The organism is Sediminibacillus massiliensis (genome assembly GCF_900156915.1).
Taxonomy (GTDB): Bacteria; Bacillota; Bacilli; order Bacillales; family Amphibacillaceae; genus Sediminibacillus_A; species Sediminibacillus_A massiliensis.
Map to the genome: position 1 here is coordinate 3,510,885 of NZ_LT732535.1, position 19,167 is coordinate 3,530,051.

General features: G+C 41.3%; 16 protein-coding genes. 10 read left to right on the forward strand and 6 right to left on the reverse strand.

What is annotated here, in order from left to right:
- Positions 1-92: 92 nt before the first annotated feature.
- From yhbH to CZ434_RS18250, 7 genes are all read left to right on the forward strand, one after another.
- Entirely contained in the window at positions 93-1,253 is a 1,161-nt protein-coding gene (yhbH, locus tag CZ434_RS18220; protein ID WP_077624430.1) for a sporulation protein YhbH, read from the forward strand.
- A gap of 116 nt (positions 1,254-1,369) precedes the next feature.
- Entirely contained in the window at positions 1,370-2,263 is an 894-nt protein-coding gene (locus CZ434_RS18225) for an ROK family protein (RefSeq protein WP_077624431.1), read from the forward strand.
- A gap of 24 nt (positions 2,264-2,287) precedes the next feature.
- Positions 2,288-3,079: an alpha/beta hydrolase gene (locus CZ434_RS18230; protein WP_077624432.1), complete on the forward strand. Its 792-nt coding sequence runs from the start codon at positions 2,288-2,290 to the stop codon at positions 3,077-3,079.
- Positions 3,080-3,743: 664 nt separating this feature from the next.
- Positions 3,744-4,250, forward strand: a complete 507-nt coding sequence (locus tag CZ434_RS18235; RefSeq protein WP_077624433.1) for a hypothetical protein — start codon at positions 3,744-3,746, stop codon at positions 4,248-4,250.
- 245 nt (positions 4,251-4,495) lie between these two features.
- The gene (locus tag CZ434_RS18240; RefSeq protein WP_077624434.1) at positions 4,496-5,686 is read left to right on the forward strand and encodes a NupC/NupG family nucleoside CNT transporter; all 1,191 of its coding nucleotides are present in this window, start codon (positions 4,496-4,498) and stop codon (positions 5,684-5,686) included.
- A gap of 131 nt (positions 5,687-5,817) precedes the next feature.
- A complete protein-coding gene (locus CZ434_RS18245; protein ID WP_077624435.1) occupies positions 5,818-7,245 on the forward strand; it encodes an aldehyde dehydrogenase family protein in 1,428 nt (475 codons plus the stop codon).
- 89 nt (positions 7,246-7,334) lie between these two features.
- Positions 7,335-7,913 carry a YIP1 family protein gene (locus tag CZ434_RS18250; protein ID WP_077624436.1) on the forward strand — a complete coding sequence of 193 codons (579 nt, stop codon included), beginning with the start codon at positions 7,335-7,337 and terminating at the stop codon, positions 7,911-7,913.
- A 703-nt stretch (positions 7,914-8,616) separates the two neighbouring features.
- Here CZ434_RS18250 and CZ434_RS18255 read toward each other — a convergent pair.
- Both CZ434_RS18255 and CZ434_RS18260 read right to left on the reverse strand, forming a co-directional pair.
- Entirely contained in the window at positions 8,617-9,678 is a 1,062-nt protein-coding gene (locus CZ434_RS18255) for an MATE family efflux transporter (protein WP_077624437.1), read from the reverse strand.
- A 262-nt stretch (positions 9,679-9,940) separates the two neighbouring features.
- Positions 9,941-11,305 carry an MATE family efflux transporter gene (locus CZ434_RS18260; RefSeq protein ID WP_077624438.1) on the reverse strand — a complete coding sequence of 455 codons (1,365 nt, stop codon included), beginning with the start codon at positions 11,303-11,305 and terminating at the stop codon, positions 9,941-9,943.
- Positions 11,306-11,420: 115 nt separating this feature from the next.
- On the opposite strand from CZ434_RS18260, the gene CZ434_RS18265 reads away from it, so the two are divergent.
- The 3 genes from CZ434_RS18265 (at position 11,421) to CZ434_RS18275 (ending at position 13,817) form a co-directional block, all read left to right on the forward strand.
- The gene (locus CZ434_RS18265; protein WP_077624439.1) at positions 11,421-12,491 is read left to right on the forward strand and encodes an undecaprenyldiphospho-muramoylpentapeptide beta-N-acetylglucosaminyltransferase; all 1,071 of its coding nucleotides are present in this window, start codon (positions 11,421-11,423) and stop codon (positions 12,489-12,491) included.
- 70 nt (positions 12,492-12,561) lie between these two features.
- Complete coding sequence (locus CZ434_RS18270) at positions 12,562-12,894, forward strand: hypothetical protein (RefSeq protein ID WP_077624440.1); 333 nt, start codon at positions 12,562-12,564, stop codon at positions 12,892-12,894.
- 107 nt (positions 12,895-13,001) lie between these two features.
- The gene (locus tag CZ434_RS18275) at positions 13,002-13,817 is read left to right on the forward strand and encodes an aldo/keto reductase (protein WP_245831024.1); all 816 of its coding nucleotides are present in this window, start codon (positions 13,002-13,004) and stop codon (positions 13,815-13,817) included.
- Positions 13,818-13,853: 36 nt separating this feature from the next.
- Here the strand turns inward: CZ434_RS18275 and CZ434_RS18280 are convergent, their stop codons facing one another.
- From CZ434_RS18280 to CZ434_RS18295, 4 genes are all read right to left on the reverse strand, one after another.
- Complete coding sequence (locus CZ434_RS18280) at positions 13,854-14,975, reverse strand: Ger(x)C family spore germination protein (protein ID WP_077624441.1); 1,122 nt, start codon at positions 14,973-14,975, stop codon at positions 13,854-13,856.
- Positions 14,972-16,084 (reverse strand): GerAB/ArcD/ProY family transporter, encoded by a 1,113-nt coding sequence (locus CZ434_RS18285; protein ID WP_077624442.1) that lies wholly within the window; start codon positions 16,082-16,084, stop codon positions 14,972-14,974. The genes CZ434_RS18280 and CZ434_RS18285 overlap by 4 nt, the downstream gene beginning before the upstream one ends.
- Positions 16,085-16,095: 11 nt before the next feature.
- Positions 16,096-17,592, reverse strand: a complete 1,497-nt coding sequence (locus CZ434_RS18290; RefSeq protein ID WP_077624443.1) for a spore germination protein — start codon at positions 17,590-17,592, stop codon at positions 16,096-16,098.
- A gap of 135 nt (positions 17,593-17,727) precedes the next feature.
- The gene (locus CZ434_RS18295) at positions 17,728-18,282 is read right to left on the reverse strand and encodes a beta-class carbonic anhydrase (RefSeq protein WP_077624444.1); all 555 of its coding nucleotides are present in this window, start codon (positions 18,280-18,282) and stop codon (positions 17,728-17,730) included.
- Positions 18,283-19,167: the final 885 nt, after the last annotated feature.

A 19,167-nucleotide genomic window follows, 5' to 3' on the forward strand; every position in this document is an offset into this window, starting at 1 on the left:
TTGTCTTTCTTATGTAGAAAGAGGGCTGAACATGTGTCAAATCAATCTTTGTGTTTCTGTTTTGCCATTAAAACTCATGAGGAGGGTTATAGTTGGCTGATTCCAAGAATTTTGTGATTTCAGAAGAAAATTGGTCCCTCCACCGCAAAGGGTATGATGATCAAAAACGACATCAGGATAAGGTTCAGGATGTGCTTAAAAAGAAGCTTCCTGATTTAATAACAGAAGAGAACATCATCATGTCAAGAGGGAAAGACGTCGTCAGAATTCCTATCCGATCCCTTGATGAATATAAAATCCGCTACAGCCAGGAAAAGAATAAGCATGCGGGCCAAGGAGACGGTAAAAGCAGTGTTGGTGATGTAGTAGCCAGAGACGGCAGTCCTAAAAAAGGTGCCGGCCAAGGTTCTGGAGCTGGTGATCAAGCTGGTAAAGACTATTATGAAGCAGAAGTTTCCTTCGAAGAGCTTGAAGAAACATTTTTTGAACAGTTAGAGCTTCCAAACCTCCAAGAAAAGGAAAAGGACAATATTGTCACTTCCCACATCGAGTTTCGCGATATTAGGAAAAAAGGGCTGCAGGGCAACATTGATAAAAAACGGACCATGCTCGAAGCATACAAACGAAATGCCATGGCAGGCAATGCGCAATTCAATCCTATCTATCCAGATGATTTGCGGTTTAAAACGTGGGACGAAATTGAAAAACCAGAATCAAAAGCCGTTGTGCTCGCAATGATGGATACGAGTGGTTCGATGGGAATGTTTGAAAAGTATATGGCCCGCAGTTTCTTTTTCTGGATGACCAGGTTTTTACGTTCCAAGTACGAAACAGTAGAAATTGAGTTTATAGCACATCACACAGAAGCAAAAGTTGTTGACGAGGAATCGTTTTTTACAAAAGGTGAGAGCGGCGGTACGATTTGCTCATCCGCCTATCGAAAAGCATTAGAACTTATTGAACAGAAATATTCTCCCGAAAGATATAATATTTACCCGTTTCATTTTTCTGACGGAGACAATTTGACTTCCGACAACCGCAGGTGTTTGACTTTGGTGGAAGAGTTGATGGAGAAATCCAGCCTGTTTGGGTACGGGGAAGTCAACCAATATAACAGGCATTCAACTTTGATGCAAGTATATAACAAAATTGATTCTCCCAAGTTTAAATACTACGTATTGAGGAAAAAGGCAGATGTATTCCATGCGATGAATGCATTCTTCTCCAACAAGGAAGAGGAGATGACTGTATAAGGAACAGCTAAGCCATCCCCGGAAATATTATCGGGGTGGCTTTTGTTTTTGTTCGCTTGAACGGGGTAAATTCGTTATGATAATAAAAAGACAATTCAGGAGATACAGGTGATAGAATGGAAAATTACATGGCATTCGATATTGGCGGCACTTATATGAAACACGGAATTGTGAACGAGCAGGCAGAAATAAACGATGCGGGAAAAGTACCGACACCGAAGTCAATGGAAGATTTCCTGGACACGATTTGCAAAATTATCGACGGAAAATCCTGTAGCCTGGCCGGTGTAGCAGTTAGTGCTCCTGGAGCAGTGTCAGAGGAAGGGATCATTTATGGATCGAGTGCTCTTCCCTACATCCATGGCCCAAATGTTAAAAAACTGCTGGAAGAGAAAACAGGGCTGCCTGTTTTCATGGAAAATGACGCAAACTGTGCTGCTCTCGCCGAAGTATGGAAAGGCGCAGCCAAAAACATGAAAGATGCTCTGCTGGTGGTGATTGGGACAGGCATTGGGGGAGCGGTGATCAAAAACCGCAAGCTGCACAAAGGTGCTAACTTACATGGCGGCGAGTTCGGTTACATGGTTGTCGACACAGGTGAGAATGGATATAAAACATGGAGCAATACTGCGGCAACTTCTTCTATCATTCGAAGGGTGGCAAAAACAAAGGGACAGAAAGAAAGTGAGTTGTCGGGAGAACAGATATTTGATTTGGCAGATCAAGGTGATGAAATCTGTTTAAAAGCGATCGAGGAATTCTATCATATGCTTGCAGTGGGTATCTACAACCTGCAATACGTTTATGATCCAGAAGTCATTCTGATCGGAGGGGGAGTAAGTGCCAGAAACGATCTTATCGATCATATTAATGAAAAGCTTTCCATTATCTTAAGTAAAGTTGATATTGCCACGGTGCGGCCTAAAATTGATGTTTGTCATTACCGGCAGCATGCCAACCTTTTGGGAGCTGTCTTTGGCTTTTTGACGAATGAAAACATTGAGTTTTAATTGTAATAGGGGAGAGTGAAGAATATGGCATTGATTAAGTGTGAATTCTTTTCGGAAATGCTTCGATTATCTACTTCTATGACGGTCATTTTGCCGCAGGAGACCAACGGGCAAATCGGCATGCAGAACAAGAAAATAAAAGGGTCTCATCCAACTCTATATCTACTGCATGGCTTCAGTGATGATGACACAATCTGGACAAGGCGTACTTCGATAGAAAGATATGCTGCCGAGTATGGGCTCGCTGTTGTCATGCCGAATGCTGATCACAGTTATTATACGGATATGAGATATGGAAAAAAATATTGGACATTTTTAACGGAAGAACTCCCTGAAATTGCCCGATCATTTTTTCCTTTATCAGATAAACGGGAAGATAACTTTGTCGCAGGGTTGTCGATGGGTGGATATGGGGCATTAAAATGGGCGCTTAACTGTCCTGATCGGTTTGCGGCAGCAGCCAGCTTATCAGGGGTCACAGATATGGTCTCGCATCTGGACAAAGTGAAAAACAATGAGTCACCATTCGAGGGGCCATTATTCCTTGCTTTCGGTGAAGATCGAGTAGAAGGTACTTATGAAGATTTATTAGCAGTAATAAAGCAGCAAAATAGCACATCAAACCCGAAACCATTGCTATATCAAGCATGCGGGACGGAAGACTTTCTTTACGAGGAGAATGTTACTTTTCAACAGTTGTGCAATCAAACCGATTATGAATTGACCACGGATTTCGGACCTGGTGACCATGAATGGGGTTATTGGGATAACCAAATTCAAAAAGTGCTTGAATGGTTGCCATTAAAGACCAGATAACGAAAAAATGCCGGCTAGTCTCGAAAAAAGACAAGCCGGCATTTTTTGAATACAACAACTCCGCCCATGGAAAACATTTTTAGAGCTTCACCATAGAGAGGAATTGCGAACTAGTGAAAATTTTACTTAAGGCGAGACTTCCACATGTTCTTTTCAAGCTGAGTGCGAACCCGACGCTGCGTAAAAGTGCACCCTGCGTGGTCTTCAGACTGTTCCTTTCCTACAGGAGTCTCGCATTTTCCCTCCGCTTTGGTTAGATTTCTGGATGGTGAGAAAAAGTCCTAAAAATGTCTAACATGGGGTACTCCTACCAAAATTCAGAACACCCCTATCAGCGTAGACAGCATACGTAGACTCCTGAGGGAACAGCAAAAGGTCTTCGATGGGGCGAGTAACCGCAGTCCCACGCGTCCGAAGACCCCGTAAAGAAGCGTTCTTTGCTTCTGCGGAGGCTGAGGCCGTGCCCTAGGAAAGCGAAGTATGCTGCAGAAGCGGTGGTTTAGCATTTGCCTTAATCAGGACGAGAGGAAGTCTTAGTTCGCAGTTTATGTTTATAGTGCCAAAAAGTATTATTCTAAAAGTTCAACAAATCCCGATAAAATATTTCGAATTTTGTCTCAAAATGGTAAAATAAAGCAGTGAAGGGAGGGAAAATTGGAAATTAATGAAATTACTCGCCTCAATTGTCTTATCATTCCTCTGTCTAGGTACCATTACAGGCTGCCACAACTCTCAAAATGCTTCATCCATCCCATCTGGTTTCTATTCATATAAAACCGCCGAAGTAGAACAAGCAATAGACACACTTTCCTTTGCTCCGGAAATTCCTGGTTATATGCCGATTGAAGTAGAATTCATTATTTCGGACAAGTATATTGCTAACGAAACAGAAAAAGAAGCAATGGATGTAAGTTTTTATACTAAGAATAACGATTTGCTTTCCATCCAGTTTTTCCAAGGCGAACTCGAATCTATCCCTGCCTCAGACACAGTCGTCTTAAACGATCAAATAAAAGGTGATTACGTTGATAACTCGTTTGCCCAAATCCTTTATTGGCAAAAGGGTGACATTACCTACAGAATGTCGTTCCGGGGCAACAGTATGGAACAGGCTTCAGGCAATGTAACCAAACAGGATTTAGTCAAGGTAGCTGAATCTTTTCATTCCTAGGATAGACAATTACTGGGTTTTCTTTTTTTGAAGCAAATGAAACTAAATGCCCATTTACCTTGGAAAAATGTTTTGGTTATTGTCTGATTAAATAGGGAACAAATAAACTTATCCAAAAATATAAGCAATTTTTCTTATAAGACCACTTGCGTGAAGTCTGACAACCTGATAAAATCCACTATGGACTATTGTGCTGAAAGCATTTTCAGTTTTTTTATTACGATTCTTTTAAGGAGGCTTATGCCGTGGATATTCTTCTTGGTTTGCTGGCAATCTTAGTCGTGCTTGGGATTGCATTCTTAATGTCCAACGATCGGAAAAACATTAATTATTTGGGCATAGGAATTATGTTGGTTGCACAAGTGATTACCACTTGGTTCATGTTCGAAACAGAAATAGGTAGTTGGATCATCAATCGGATTTCCGATGGCTTCAACAAATTAATCGAGTTTGGTATGGCTGGTATTAATTTTGTTGTCGGCGGGTTCGTAATTGAAGAAGGCGGAAGCATATTCTTCTTCAATGTCTTATTATTAATTGTTTTCTTCTCCACTATTTTGGCAGTACTTACTCATTTGAAGATTCTTCCTGTTATCATCAAGTATCTTGGTGGTCTTCTGTCGAAAATCACCGGCCTTCCAAAAGTTGAATCTTTTAATGCCGTAAACAGTATTTTCTTTGGACAGTCGGAAGCTTTAATCGCGATTAAATCGCAGTTTCACCATTTGAACAGTAATCGTTTGTACATTGTCAGTGCTTCTGCAATGGGTTCTGTTTCTGCATCCATTGTCGGTGCATACATTCAAATGCTTCCTGCTCAATATGTTCTTGTGGCCCTTCCATTGAACATGTTCAGTTCATTGATTGTCGCCTCCATTATTGCACCTGTAAAAGTTAAAAAAGAAGAAGACAGAGTTGATGTCGCTAACGTTTCGACATCTAAAAGTGTCTTTGAAGCGATGGGAACTGGGGCACTCGATGGTGGTAAAATCGCATTGATTGTAGCAGCTATGCTGATTGCCTTTATCGCTTCTTTAGAATTGGTTAACTGGATTATTCAAGCCATTTTCGCAGGTGTTACCATTCAGCAAATCTTAGGGTATATCCTCGCTCCACTTGGAATATTAATGGGAATCTCTCCAGGAGAAGTAATTCAGGCTGGGGGAATTATGGGGACAAAAATTGTTACAAATGAATTCGTTGCTATGTTGGAACTTGAGCCATTAGTCAATACATTATCAGAAAAGACAGTCGGTATTGTAGCTGTATTTTTGACAAGTTTCGCCAACTTCTCTTCCATTGGAATTATAGCTGGTACTGTACAGGGGATCGATTCTGAAAAAGCTGTATCTGTATCGAAATTCGGAATGAAGTTATTGATCGGTGCGACATTAGGTTCGATTTTGTCCGCGACCATGGCAGGACTATTTCTATAAATTGGACAAGCCGAAAAAGACCGTTGAAAGACACGGTCTTTTTTTTGTGTATGAAAAAGGAATTTGGCAACGTTTTATTTAAATAAGAGGTGGAATTACATATAACATAACCAAAAGAAAGGACGATTACCATGGTTGAAAAATTCAAGTTGTTTATCAACGGACAGTGGATGGAGACAGGTGAAACACTGGAAGTAATCAATAAATATACGCAGGATACTTATGCAGTTGTCAGTAAAGCGGGAGGGCAAGAAGTCGAGAAGGCTGTGGCCAGTGCAGAATTTGCTTTTAAAAAAAATCCACTCTCTCCGTATAAGCGCTATCAAATACTTAAAAGAGTCAGTGAGCTGCTGTTGGAAAAGAAAGAAGAGTTGGCACAAGTCATCATGAATGAGGCAGGTAAACCCATTAAACAAGCGAGAACAGAGGTGGAACGTGCTGCACAAACTTTTGAAGTTGCATCTGAAGAGGCGAAAAGGATAAGTGGTGAAGGGGTTCCGGTCGAGGCAGCTCCAGGATCGGAGAACCGTATGGCATTCACTATCAAGGTGCCTGTCGGGGTTGTCGGCGCTATCAGTCCCTTTAACTTTCCGCTGAATCTTGTTGCCCATAAAGTTGCTCCTGCCATCGCTGCAGGAAATGCCGTAGTTCTTAAGCCGGCCAGCGCTACTCCGGTAACTGCCCTCAAGCTTGCGCAGATTTTTCAAGAAGCAGAGCTGCCGGATGGCTTGTTTAATGTGGTAGTCGGTTCTGGTTCAACAGTTGGGGAGCAATTGATGAAGGATAGCAGGATTAGCCTGTACACCTTTACTGGTAGTGCGAAGATAGGCTTAAAGCTGAAACAAACGACAGGATTGAACAAATTGATATTGGAGCTTGGAAACAATTCGCCGGTCATTGTTGATAAACATGCCGATGTCGAGCTGGCTGCAAACAACATTGCCCAAAAAGGGTTTGCATATGCTGGTCAGGTTTGTATATCTGTTCAACGGGTCTATGTACATGAAGAAGTGAAAGAGGCATTTCAAGAAAAGCTGGTTCAGGCAATAAAGGATTTGAAAGTCGGTGATCCAAGTGATCCGGATACAGATGTAGGACCGATGATTGCCGAAGAAGAGGCCGAAAGAGCGGAGCACTGGGTGAAGGAAGCCGTCGATGACGGGGGAGAAGTGATTGTCGGCGGCAAGAGGAACGGTCCGGTCTTCCAACCGACAATCGTTTCCAATGTGCACAAAAATATGAAAGTTGTCTGTGAGGAAATTTTCGCTCCTGTAGTAAGCCTGATTACCTACAATGATTTAGAGGAATGTATTGAAGAAGTGAACGAGTCGCCATATGGATTGCAGGGTGGCATCTTTACTAGAGACTTGGATACAGCCTTTTACGCAGCGAGGAAAGTGGAAGTAGGCGGTTTGATGATTAATGATTCCTCGCAATACCGGGTGGATTTGATGCCATACGGCGGGGTTAAGGACAGCGGCTCCGGTAAGGAAGGGCCTAAGTATTCCATTCAAGAAATGACCGAAGAGCGGCTGGTCGTCCTGAATCTTAACCAGTAAATAACTTAGAAACCAACCACCTGAGGAGTGGTTGGTTTTTACATATATGATAGGATGATAATTGGGTACTTATGGAAGGAGGGAGAGTATTGGGTTATTTGAGAATGGCTTTAGATTATTGGCGGCATCCCCATAAAGTGATGCAAGAACAAGTGGATAAGAATACCTATAGATATCCGATGATGCTTGTATTAATAGCTGGTATATCCGATTTTGCCGGAACGATGCAGTCAGAGAGTTTTGGGGAAGACTTGTCTTTATCAACATTGCTTATCTTATTGGTTCTTGTCGGTCCTGTAGTCGGGTATATTTCTTTCATGATCGGTTCGTGGATTACCGACCTTGTAGCCGGTCTTTTTAAAGGAGAGCGGAATCTTCGGGGGTTCCGAATGGCCTTTTCCTGGGCACATTTGATCATTTGGTTACAGGTTTTATTGGCTTTTATCTTCATTTCCATATCAGGAGCAGATTACTTTACGACTGAATTTGACAATGCTGTCTATTTTTCCATAGATAGTGTGATAGGTGTTGTCTATTTTGTTTACTATCTTATAACGGTAAAATTTTTCTATCAATTTTCCATATGGAAATCGCTGCTAGTTGTCCTGTTCCCGCTTATCATTGTCACATTAATCTTGTTATTAATAGGTTTACTTATCTTTCTATAAGATCCATCTCACCAGTTATGGTTGGACTTTAGTTAATCACATTAGAGGGGAATTGTGATACAGTGAAATTTCATTCTAGGGAGACTTCCTCTCATTCTTGTTATAAATGACTGGTATGGCCTCGCTGCGGCAGAATACTTCTCTTTCCATGGGCACGGCCTCAGCCAGGGGACTACTTGAATTAACATCCTTGCTGCCTTTGGGACTGTGATTCCTCGTCCCACCGAAGACCTTTTGGGACTGCGGTTACTCGCCCCATCGAAGACCTTTTGGGACTGCGGTTACTCGCCCCATCGAAGACCTTTTGGGACTGCGGTTACTCGCCCCATCGAAGACCTTTTGGGACTGCGGTTACTCGCCCCATCGAAGACCTTTCGCTGTTCCCATAGGATAAGGAATGCTTCGACAGCAAGAAATCGCACGAAGAAAATCGTTTTTCATTTTCGAGGAGTCTGCGTGTTCAGCCTTCGATATTAGATTTTTTCTGAATTTTGGTTAAGGAATATCTGTTAAACAAATTTAGGACCACTTCCCACTTGATCAAAAGTTCTATTCAAAGCGAGTATTTTTCCGCAGCGCTGGAATACCACTCAATCAGAAAAGGATGGAAGGAAGTCACGCTATAGAGAGTTAGGTCGTAGTTTATGAATTTTACGTATAGAAAAAAGCTGTCCGCATGGTTGAATGAAGCGGACAGTCTTTTTTAGGTGTTGTGTATTGCTTTTCTGGAAAGGGATTTTTGCAGGGAAAGGAGCCGGCCGTATAATGTGATGGCTCCTGCGCTGAGGCCGATGATGATTCCGATCCAGTAACCGAAAGGCCCGAATCCTGTATAATTGGCAAGAACCCATCCACTAGGCAATCCAATCACCCAATAAGAAATGAATGCCATGATCAACGTAATATTGACATCCTTGTAGCCCCGTAGTGCACCTTGAAGAGGAGCCCCCACAGCATCGGCGAATTGAAAGAATATCGCATAGAAAATGAACTGCTTCGTCAGCGTAATCACTTCTGGATTATCATTATAGAGCCGGGCTACAGTATCATCCAGGACATACAGAATAAACCCGGCCAAAAAAGAAACCGAAATCCCGGCGCCTAAACCCAGATAGGAGTAAGTCTTTGCCTCGTTAATCCGGTTTCCGCCGACTTCATATCCTACCGCTATCGTCAGTGTCATTGCAATACTTAAAGGTATCATGTAAAGAAATGAAGCAAAGTTAATGGCTGCCTGGTGTGCAGCTATTGTTTCTGTGGAGTACACACTCATAAACAATGTAACTGCTGAAAAGATACTCGTTTCAAAGAAAATGGCGAAACCGGTTGGGATGCCTATCCTTAATTGCTCCCACCATGCATGTACGGATGGGATGCTCCAAACCTTGAGGATTTTATACTGTTTGAACGGCCGTACTTTTAAAATAATCAGAAATGCAATAACTGAAGTAAGCCAGTAAGTCAACGATGAGGCAACTCCGGCACCGATTCCTCCGAGTGCGGGCATTCCTAGCCTGCCGAAAATGAACATATAATTGAATAATATATTCAGCGGCAGAGATATGAGTATAATAAACATAGAAACCCTCGTTTGTCCTAGAGCATCGATAAAGCAACGGACAATGTTAAAAAGGAACAAAGGAATAATCCCGGTGCCGATGGCGATTAGATAATACTTCGCAACATGGCGGACTTCCGNCGCTGTTCCCATAGGATAAGGAATGCTTCGACAGCAAGAAATCGCACGAAGAAAATCGTTTTTCATTTTCGAGGAGTCTGCGTGTTCAGCCTTCGATATTAGATTTTTTCTGAATTTTGGTTAAGGAATATCTGTTAAACAAATTTAGGACCACTTCCCACTTGATCAAAAGTTCTATTCAAAGCGAGTATTTTTCCGCAGCGCTGGAATACCACTCAATCAGAAAAGGATGGAAGGAAGTCACGCTATAGAGAGTTAGGTCGTAGTTTATGAATTTTACGTATAGAAAAAAGCTGTCCGCATGGTTGAATGAAGCGGACAGTCTTTTTTAGGTGTTGTGTATTGCTTTTCTGGAAAGGGATTTTTGCAGGGAAAGGAGCCGGCCGTATAATGTGATGGCTCCTGCGCTGAGGCCGATGATGATTCCGATCCAGTAACCGAAAGGCCCGAATCCTGTATAATTGGCAAGAACCCATCCACTAGGCAATCCAATCACCCAATAAGAAATGAATGCCATGATCAACGTAATATTGACATCCTTGTAGCCCCGTAGTGCACCTTGAAGAGGAGCCCCCACAGCATCGGCGAATTGAAAGAATATCGCATAGAAAATGAACTGCTTCGTCAGCGTAATCACTTCTGGATTATCATTATAGAGCCGGGCTACAGTATCATCCAGGACATACAGAATAAACCCGGCCAAAAAAGAAACCGAAATCCCGGCGCCTAAACCCAGATAGGAGTAAGTCTTTGCCTCGTTAATCCGGTTTCCGCCGACTTCATATCCTACCGCTATCGTCAGTGTCATTGCAATACTTAAAGGTATCATGTAAAGAAATGAAGCAAAGTTAATGGCTGCCTGGTGTGCAGCTATTGTTTCTGTGGAGTACACACTCATAAACAATGTAACTGCTGAAAAGATACTCGTTTCAAAGAAAATGGCGAAACCGGTTGGGATGCCTATCCTTAATTGCTCCCACCATGCATGTACGGATGGGATGCTCCAAACCTTGAGGATTTTATACTGTTTGAACGGCCGTACTTTTAAAATAATCAGAAATGCAATAACTGAAGTAAGCCAGTAAGTCAACGATGAGGCAACTCCGGCACCGATTCCTCCGAGTGCGGGCATTCCTAGCCTGCCGAAAATGAACATATAATTGAATAATATATTCAGCGGCAGAGATATGAGTATAATAAACATAGAAACCCTCGTTTGTCCTAGAGCATCGATAAAGCAACGGACAATGTTAAAAAGGAACAAAGGAATAATCCCGGTGCCGATGGCGATTAGATAATACTTCGCAACATGGCGGACTTCCGGTTCCAGTTCCATCCGGTTTAACACTGGATCTAATAGAAAATATCCGCACAAAGAGACAAGAAGCGCCAAAGCGACTGAAAGATAAATTCCCTGACGGACAGTTTCAGGAACTTGTTTGTCTTTTCCACCTCCGGTTAGTTGGGCTACAATAGGTGATAGGGCAAGTAAAATCCCATTGATCCCCGTGAAAATTGGCACCCATAAGCTTGAACCGATTGCAACGCCAGCCAAGTCGCCTGTCCCGGCATTCCCGGACATGACGGTATCAAAGAAATTCATGGCATACAGGCTTAATTGAGTGATTAAAATGGGAATGAGGATTACCATGAACAATTTTAGCTTTTGACGGATTGTATCTGTCTGGTACATGAGGTTCTTCCTTTATCTGTTGATTTCGTCTATAACAGAGAGGATTATAGCATAGTTGAAATGATTAATATACTTTGCCAATCAAGATTGGAAAGAAAAGAGAGGGAGCATTACCATGGAAGGAAAAAGAATTCTGTTTACTGGAGGAGGAACGGCAGGACATGTCATTGTCAATCTGGCCGTTATCCCTTATTTTCAACGAGAAGGATGGGATATCGATTATATCGGTTCAAAGAACGGGATAGAAAAAGAATTAATCAGCCGTCTTGATAATGTTAACTATCATGCAATTTCTACCGGAAAGCTGCGCCGTTACTTTTCCAAAGAAAACTTTAAAGATCCATTCAAAGTGTTGAAAGGAACGATGGAGGCCTACAGGATCATCGGCAAGAAGAAGCCTTCGGTTATTTTTTCAAAAGGCGGTTTTGTGTCAGTACCGGTACTGGCGGCAGCCTGGATGCGCAAAACACCGGCTGTAATTCACGAGTCGGATTATACCCCAGGGCTTGCCAATAAGTTGGCGATCCCTTTTGCGAAAAAAGTCCTGGCCACATTTCCGGAAACAATGCAGTATTTACCTGAAAAGAAAGCAGAATGGATAGGTGCTGTCGTAAGGGAAGAATTATTTACAGGTTCCCGGGAACGAGGTTTGGCCCTTGCCAAGCTCAACCATCAAAAGCCGGTATTATTGATCATGGGGGGAAGCGGCGGCTCCCACAAAATAAATGAAACAGTTCGAGGTCAGCTCGATCAACTGCTTATGGAATTTCAAATCATTCACATTTGCGGGAAAAACAATGCCGATTGGTCGATTGATCGTCAAGGGTACACCCAGTTTGAATATGTCAACGAGGAACTTAGCGATCTATTTGCGGCCACGGACTATGTGTTGTCACGGGCCGGTTCTAATGCCATTTTCGAGTTCCTTGCTTTACGCAAGCCGATGCTGCTTATTCCTTTATCCAGAAATGCGAGCAGAGGCGACCAGATTTTGAATGCCCAGTCCTTTAAGAAACAAGGGTATGCCACCATGGTCGAAGAGGAAGAACTGACAGATGAGCGTCTTGTAAGGGAATTGAAGGATCTCAAAGAGAATAAAGAGACATACCTCAAAAACATGCGGAAATATGAAAGCCGGGAAGCGAAAGAACAAGTAATCGATATAATCAAAAAAACCGGTAAGTAACCGGATAAAGGCATATCCTGCCGGGATCTGCCTTTATTACTTTTATAACAGACTGAATAGGGGAGACAGGATGAAACCTACGATATGCAGGTATTGTCATAAAGAGATTAAAAACAGGGACGAATTGGTTACAGCTTCGAACTGGCTGCGGATTCATCCATTCCATTATGTTTGTTTCAATAAAAAAGATAAAGAGACTGCCACAATTCATACGGCTTGGAGGCCGGTAAACGGTACTGCTGGCAATATAACATTCCTTATCATGTTGGTCCTCGCTATTTGGATGCTGGCGACAAATACTTGGGGAATAATAGGGGATTTAATTGGATTGGTGGCACTCGGTCGTGTAATGGTGAGAGTCGCATCCTTTCTGTGGATAGAGCGAAAGCTTCCGAAAGTTTAAGTTGGGAGAAAACAGCCCTTTTCTAAAAGGGGTGTTACATTTTATTTTGAAAGTTTATTGGGTTAAAATAAATATAGCGTTTTCATTAGAGAAAGGGGATAGTTTTGATGAGTTTGACTACGACAACCAAGTTACATAATGGAGTGGAGATTCCTTCGGTGGGGTTGGGAGTTTATAAGATGGCAGAGAACGAAGTCTATGAATCTGTGAAAACTGCTTTAGAACTTGGCTATCGGCATATCGACACTGCTTCTTTTTATGAAAATGAAGAAGGTGTCGGACGGGCGATAAAAGACAGTGGTATTCCGAGAGAGGAGATATTTGTCACCACGAAAGTCTGGAATGATGAACAAGGGTTTGTAGAAACGCTTGAAGCTTTTCACCGTAGTTTGACAAAGCTCGGCCTTGACTATGTTGATCTTTATCTTGTCCATTGGCCGGTGTCCGATAAGTATAAAGATACTTGGCGTGCCTTAGAAAAGGTCTATGGAGATGGAAAAGCACGAGCAATTGGTGTCAGCAATTTCCTTCCTCATCATTTGGATGACTTAATGAGAGATTCTGAAATCATGCCGATGATCAATCAAATCGAACTTCATCCACAACTTTCCCAAGTGGAAACAAGGGAGTTCTGTAAGCAGCATAACATCGCAGTCGAGGCTTGGTCTCCGATTGCAAAGGGCACTTACTTGGATCACCCTGTTTTACAGGAAATAGCTGAAAAATATAATAAGACTGCTGCCCAGATCATTCTTCGTTGGGATTTTCAAAATGAAATCATCACCATTCCGAAATCTGTCCGCAAAGAGCGGCAGCGGGAGAACGCCGATATTTTTGATTTTGAACTGACTCAGGATGATATCGACAAAATCAACAGTATGGATAATGACAATCGGCTCGGGCTGCATCCTGATGATTTTTAATGGTTAAATCTATCCGGGATGATCATCCCGGATAGATTATTGAATCATTCCATGTCTTAATATTTTTGTTTTAATGTTTATATCGACTTCCATATTTGGGTAGATTGCCTGCCACTCTTCATCTGTAATTGGTCGTTTAGTATTATAAATATGCCCAAAACCAATTGGATCCACCTTTAACTCCTGGAGTTTTGTAATGAGTTCCTTTAGGTTTTTGGATAAGTCTTTTGATATTTCCTCTTCTAATTTATTCATCACTTCATCGTTTATTTTGATGGAGTCCGTCGTTTCCATGATTCTTCCTTCAATCTTTACATCTATTTTGAACTTCACTTTTTCAATCGATTGAACATTTATTTTTGTTTTGCTTCTTATCTCGCTTAAAACAAGGTCGAGCTGTTTAGCATGACCCCCATTTACCCCTTTCTTATATTCTTTGAAGATTTCTGAGGGTACGGAAGTCTGTACTCTTCCGGTTTTATAATTATCTGTCAGTAGTTTTACAAAAAATCCCTCTCTAGTATTAATATTACCTATATATTTATCGTCTCTGAACAAGGCAAGTTTATCAATTTTCGGCATTCCATTATTTATGCTTACCATTGGTAATACAGGATCCAACCCTATCGTAAAGTATTGATGAAGGAAATCTCTTAATGTACTCCTAGTCACAATTTCCTGCCTTGTATTTGTATCGATAATTTGCTCTAAGTACGTTCCTGCATTTGTTGTACTGTTATCATAAACACTTTGTAAGACTTCACTGGCCTGGCCATCCGCCATTGTTACGAACAACGTATCTGGTATTTTGGCATTTCGATTCAATGCATCTAATACTTGACTAGCACCTTCTTCTGCAAGAGATCTTCCCAACACCATCATCCGTGCTTTTCCGATTACTAGTTGATAATTGGCCTCCAAATTTGCATTTTGTATGGTTCCGTATATTGTTTCTGAGGATGCTTTTACCAGTTCATTGATTCTTTTCGATTCTGGGTCGAATTGAAAATAAATAAAGCTTGAATGAAAGTCTTCGTTCTCTTCCTTTTTATCAATCCCCAGAGTATTGATTACTCCGAGCTTCTCTATTTGATATATTTGAGCACACCCAGACAAAAACAGTAAGAATACCAAAAGAAAGGCTAATTTCTTGCTCATTTCTTCGCTCTCCTCTTTTTTTCTGCCTTTTTCTTGATCAAGACTAGTGGATAAAGAACCAATGGATAAATAAATCCCACCCAGAATCCAACTCTGGCAATAAGATCGGTAAGGAAGTTAGTTGTTGTCTGGTCTTTCATCAATGCTCCTAAAACGATAAGTAGCAAAGCGACAAAATAAACCGCTTTTTTTTGTTGCACCCTGAAAGTCCTTTTAATAGTATAGGTGGTTATCCATGTAAATAAGACAATGCTCGGCAGTACTACAAAAAACCATGCAGTAACGACTAAAACATCAAACCTGCCGATGATGGCATATTCAATAATCTTAAACAGGACGAGGACCGGCCAAAGTAAAGTTTCCAATCCTAAAGGGCTGAAGTAACCAATCGAAATGACTGTCACGAGCAGGAGTAAAAAGGTCGTGAAAGCAACTCCGAGCTGTGCAGACTTATGTGCAGATTGTTTGTCCTGGATAAAAGGATAGATGAAAAAAATGAGTTCGACTCCTACATAAGAAAAGGATGTTTTGTAAGCCCCGGAGAGCAATTCTCCTGTTGTCGCTTGGAAAATAGGCAAGAAATTGGATAAATCCATCAATATAACTGACTTATACAAAAAAATGAGCAGCCACAAGGAAAAAAAGAAGAATATAAAGATTAAACCAACAACAACCCTGATTCCTCCTAGCAAAGTGTACACAGTAAGTAAAATCATTAAAATGCTCATTACCCATGGAGACATAGTAGGGAAGATGAAGACTTGGACCACTTCTATATAATCAACCAACACGCTTAACGTAACTACAAAAAAATAGACGATAAAGAAGCTTCCTAGTAGTTTGCCGATCCATTTGCCGAAAATATCAGTCTGGATGCTCACGATATCCGCATTTTTATATTGTTTTAAGATGAAGAACATGACCATGACAACTAAATGCAAAGCAGCCCCGGCTATAAGCACGGAAATCCAGGCATCATGTTTGGACTCTAAGAAAATATGATGGGGAACCCCCATGATCCCCACCCCTGTTTGAATGGATATAAGGAGGAAAAATAAGTAGAAAGCTTTTATTTGTTTGTTGGGTTTTATGGTCAGATTTGGTCCCATTGTTTTTCCTCCTACTCATCAATATCCTTTTTCATCCGGGCCCTTCTTTGTTTGTATCTTGTCAAATCTTTCGGACGATATGAGATACTTCTCAGGTTGCTGACAAAAGCAGGTAACCTGAAAAAGGAATTATCGAAATCCTTAAGATTTAACGGGTAAGCTGGAAGTAAATATGGTCTGCCTAAAGATGTTGTCCGCAGTAAATGGATAACTATGAAGCTGACACCGCCGATTACACCGATCAAGCCAATCATCCCTGCAATGATGATCATTGGGAACCGGATAACTCTTATGGTGGATCCCATCGCATAACTCGGTGCGGTGAAGGATGCAAGAGCACTCATGGCAACAACTATGATGAGTATATTGCTTGTTAATCCTGCTGCCACTGCTGCTTGTCCGATGACGATACCACCTACGATACCAATTGTTTGCCCCACTTTGGTAGGAAGCCTTGCTCCAGCTTCTCTGAGCAGCTCGATTAATAGTTCAAGCAGAACAGCTTCCATGATAGGGGGGAATGGGACAGCAGCACGCGACTCCCCAAGTGTTGTCAGTAATGGGGTGGGAATGATTTCGTAATGAAAGGTAACAGCTGCGACATATGCAGGCGTCAGCAAGGCAGAAATAATCAATGCAATGAACCGCAAAAGCCGTATAAAAGAACCCACATTCCAGCGCATGAAGACATCCTCAGTGGATTCGAAAAAACTGAATAAGGAAGTGGGACCGACAAATCCGCTCGGACTCTTATCGACAAGAACACCAACCCTTCCCTTGGAAACGGAATATGTAAACCGGCTAGGAAGTTCCGTAATATAGAATTGCGGGAAGAGGGAGGTCGACGAGTCCTCAATAAAGTGGATAAGAGGCATCGTATCTTCAATATTGTCCACAACCAATTCTTTTAGTCGTTGTCTCATGGTCTGCACATCGGTTTCATTGGCAAGGGATTTTAAATAGACAAGTCGGACCTCTGTGGGAATTCTTTCACCGATTATAACTTTTTCTGTTACAAGATCACTAGTATTCAAACGCCAACGAACAATATTTAGATTAGTTGTCAATGACTCTGTAAAAGCATCACGCGGGCCAAGCACTGTCGATTCCTTTTCAGCTCTTTCTACTTGTCTGTGTTCACGATTAGGAATGGAATAGGTGATCACCTCTGACGCTTTCTCAATATAAATACCTACAGAACCTTTAATAAGGACATCAATAACCTCACTAAAATCGGTATGGGAAGAAGATTCCCCTAATGGCAATTCGTTTAGGATTTTTTGGGTATCCCAATTTTCATCCTTGGTAAGGAGTGGGGAGAGGATATTGTTGTTCAGCTGTTTCGTTGTAACCAGCAAGGTAATAAAGAAGACCAGAATTTTTCCGCCTTTTACTTCAAATTCTTGAATCTGCAAGTCAGGGGTATCTGGAAGTTTTTTATTCAATAGGTCCTTCATTTCTTCAATTGTTATTGGTAAACTTGCACTCGATTTTATCCGTCTCCTCATAGTAAACCAACTCCATTCTGCAGATATGTTTAGTATGGAGTATTTTGAACGAATTATGAGGGGAACAGAGGTGATTATAGAAAAATAAAAGAAGCCTCCACATGCAAAGAGACTTCTAAACAATAGAATTAAGCTCTAGTATCCGAAAACGACAATGTCGATTTTCCCTGTGGCTGGGTCCATAACCAGACCGTGTACTGGCAAATCTTCCGGCAGAAGGGGATGTTTTTGAATCAGTTCGACTGTAGTTTTCACCCCATCTTCCACAGATTCAAAACCATGCAGCCATTGATGAAGGTCTTTCTCATTATTATTTATCGAATCCAATCTGTGCTGATCAACCCCTTGAACTTCCATTCTCTCAATGATTTCTTTCGATTGATACCCAGTCATTTGACAATCATGGTGGCCGATAACGAAAATTTCATCAGCACGCAAATCATAGACAGCCATCAGCAGGCTGCGCATTACACTGTCATAAGGATCTGTCAGTAAGGCACCTGCTGTCTTGATCATGTGCACATCGCCATTTTTAAGGTCTAGTGCCTGGGGAAGAAGTTCCTCCAGTCTCGGATCCATGCATGTCAGAATGACAGCATTCTTATTCGGGAAACTGTCTGTTTCGATTGATTTATATTTTTCTTCCTTCACAAATTGCTCATTGAATCGAACAAAATCCTCAAGTAACATTTGCATACCATCCTTTTTATTATTAAAAAGCTGGTATTAATGTAAGGGATACAAATATTTAATGCAATTAATACAAAATTCGACACAAAAACAAAAAAGTTCTGAAAACTTTCAATTTTTATTATATTGAGTAGATGATATAATAGAAATAATACCAAAAGAAGGATGGATTATTTTTCTTAATTAAAATAATTTGACCAAGCACCCCGAAAGTTGCAAATGGGGTCGAATAGCTATAATAGATTATTGGGGGAAGAAAGGGTGATTAGATGGATGAAATAAAGAGAAATTGCAGATTGTGTAAAGAACCAATGGAGCCTTCTCCGTTCATGACATGTCCAGTCTGTTTAGCCGAGAGTGAAAGAGTAAGATTATTTATCCTGAAACATCCACATGTAACCCCGGAACAAATTGCTGAAGCGACTAATGTTTCTAAAGTTAAGGTATCCAACATGGTGAAATTAGGAATTAGCAAGTAAATATATGAGAAAAAAGCTTGTCTTCGGGCAAGTTTTTTTATGTGTGCAAGAATGGTCAAAAACCCAAATTTGCCATTTTTTTCAGAAAAATGAAATATCGCATTGACACAGATTGTTCACAATTATATAATGATGAAGCATAAATACGAAAGGAGGTCACAAACGATGGAAAAAGTAATTAAAGGAATTCATTCAAACAACTTCATACACGTGGCCTCCATGAAGCAGATTAAAAATATGTAAGTACTCGTCTATGGTTACATATCAATACATCTATCCAAAGGTCACGTACTATAACTCCGTGGCCTTTTTATGTTTGCATGATTACGTGCACGTCTTCGGATGTGTGCGTTTTTTTTTAGAATTGTTTGGCTGCAGTGCGACGGTAGAATTCCGTCCCTGTTTC

What these genes read in the sequence shown, in the direction of transcription:
- CZ434_RS18225 (WP_077624431.1), top strand. Translation starts at nt 1,370, where the DNA reads ATGGAAAATTACATGGCATTCGATATTGGCGGCACTTATATGAAACAC.
- CZ434_RS18230 (WP_077624432.1), top strand. Translation starts at nt 2,288, where the DNA reads ATGGCATTGATTAAGTGTGAATTCTTTTCGGAAATGCTTCGATTATCT.
- CZ434_RS18235 (WP_077624433.1), top strand. Translation starts at nt 3,744, where the DNA reads ATGAAATTACTCGCCTCAATTGTCTTATCATTCCTCTGTCTAGGTACC.
- CZ434_RS18245 (WP_077624435.1), top strand. Translation starts at nt 5,818, where the DNA reads ATGGTTGAAAAATTCAAGTTGTTTATCAACGGACAGTGGATGGAGACA.
- CZ434_RS18260 (WP_077624438.1), bottom strand. Translation starts at nt 11,305, where the DNA reads ATGTACCAGACAGATACAATCCGTCAAAAGCTAAAATTGTTCATGGTA.
- CZ434_RS18265 (WP_077624439.1), top strand. Translation starts at nt 11,421, where the DNA reads ATGGAAGGAAAAAGAATTCTGTTTACTGGAGGAGGAACGGCAGGACAT.
- CZ434_RS18270 (WP_077624440.1), top strand. Translation starts at nt 12,562, where the DNA reads ATGAAACCTACGATATGCAGGTATTGTCATAAAGAGATTAAAAACAGG.
- CZ434_RS18275 (WP_245831024.1), top strand. Translation starts at nt 13,002, where the DNA reads ATGAGTTTGACTACGACAACCAAGTTACATAATGGAGTGGAGATTCCT.
- CZ434_RS18280 (WP_077624441.1), bottom strand. Translation starts at nt 14,975, where the DNA reads ATGAGCAAGAAATTAGCCTTTCTTTTGGTATTCTTACTGTTTTTGTCT.
- CZ434_RS18285 (WP_077624442.1), bottom strand. Translation starts at nt 16,084, where the DNA reads ATGGGACCAAATCTGACCATAAAACCCAACAAACAAATAAAAGCTTTC.
- CZ434_RS18290 (WP_077624443.1), bottom strand. Translation starts at nt 17,592, where the DNA reads ATGAGGAGACGGATAAAATCGAGTGCAAGTTTACCAATAACAATTGAA.
- CZ434_RS18295 (WP_077624444.1), bottom strand. Translation starts at nt 18,282, where the DNA reads ATGTTACTTGAGGATTTTGTTCGATTCAATGAGCAATTTGTGAAGGAA.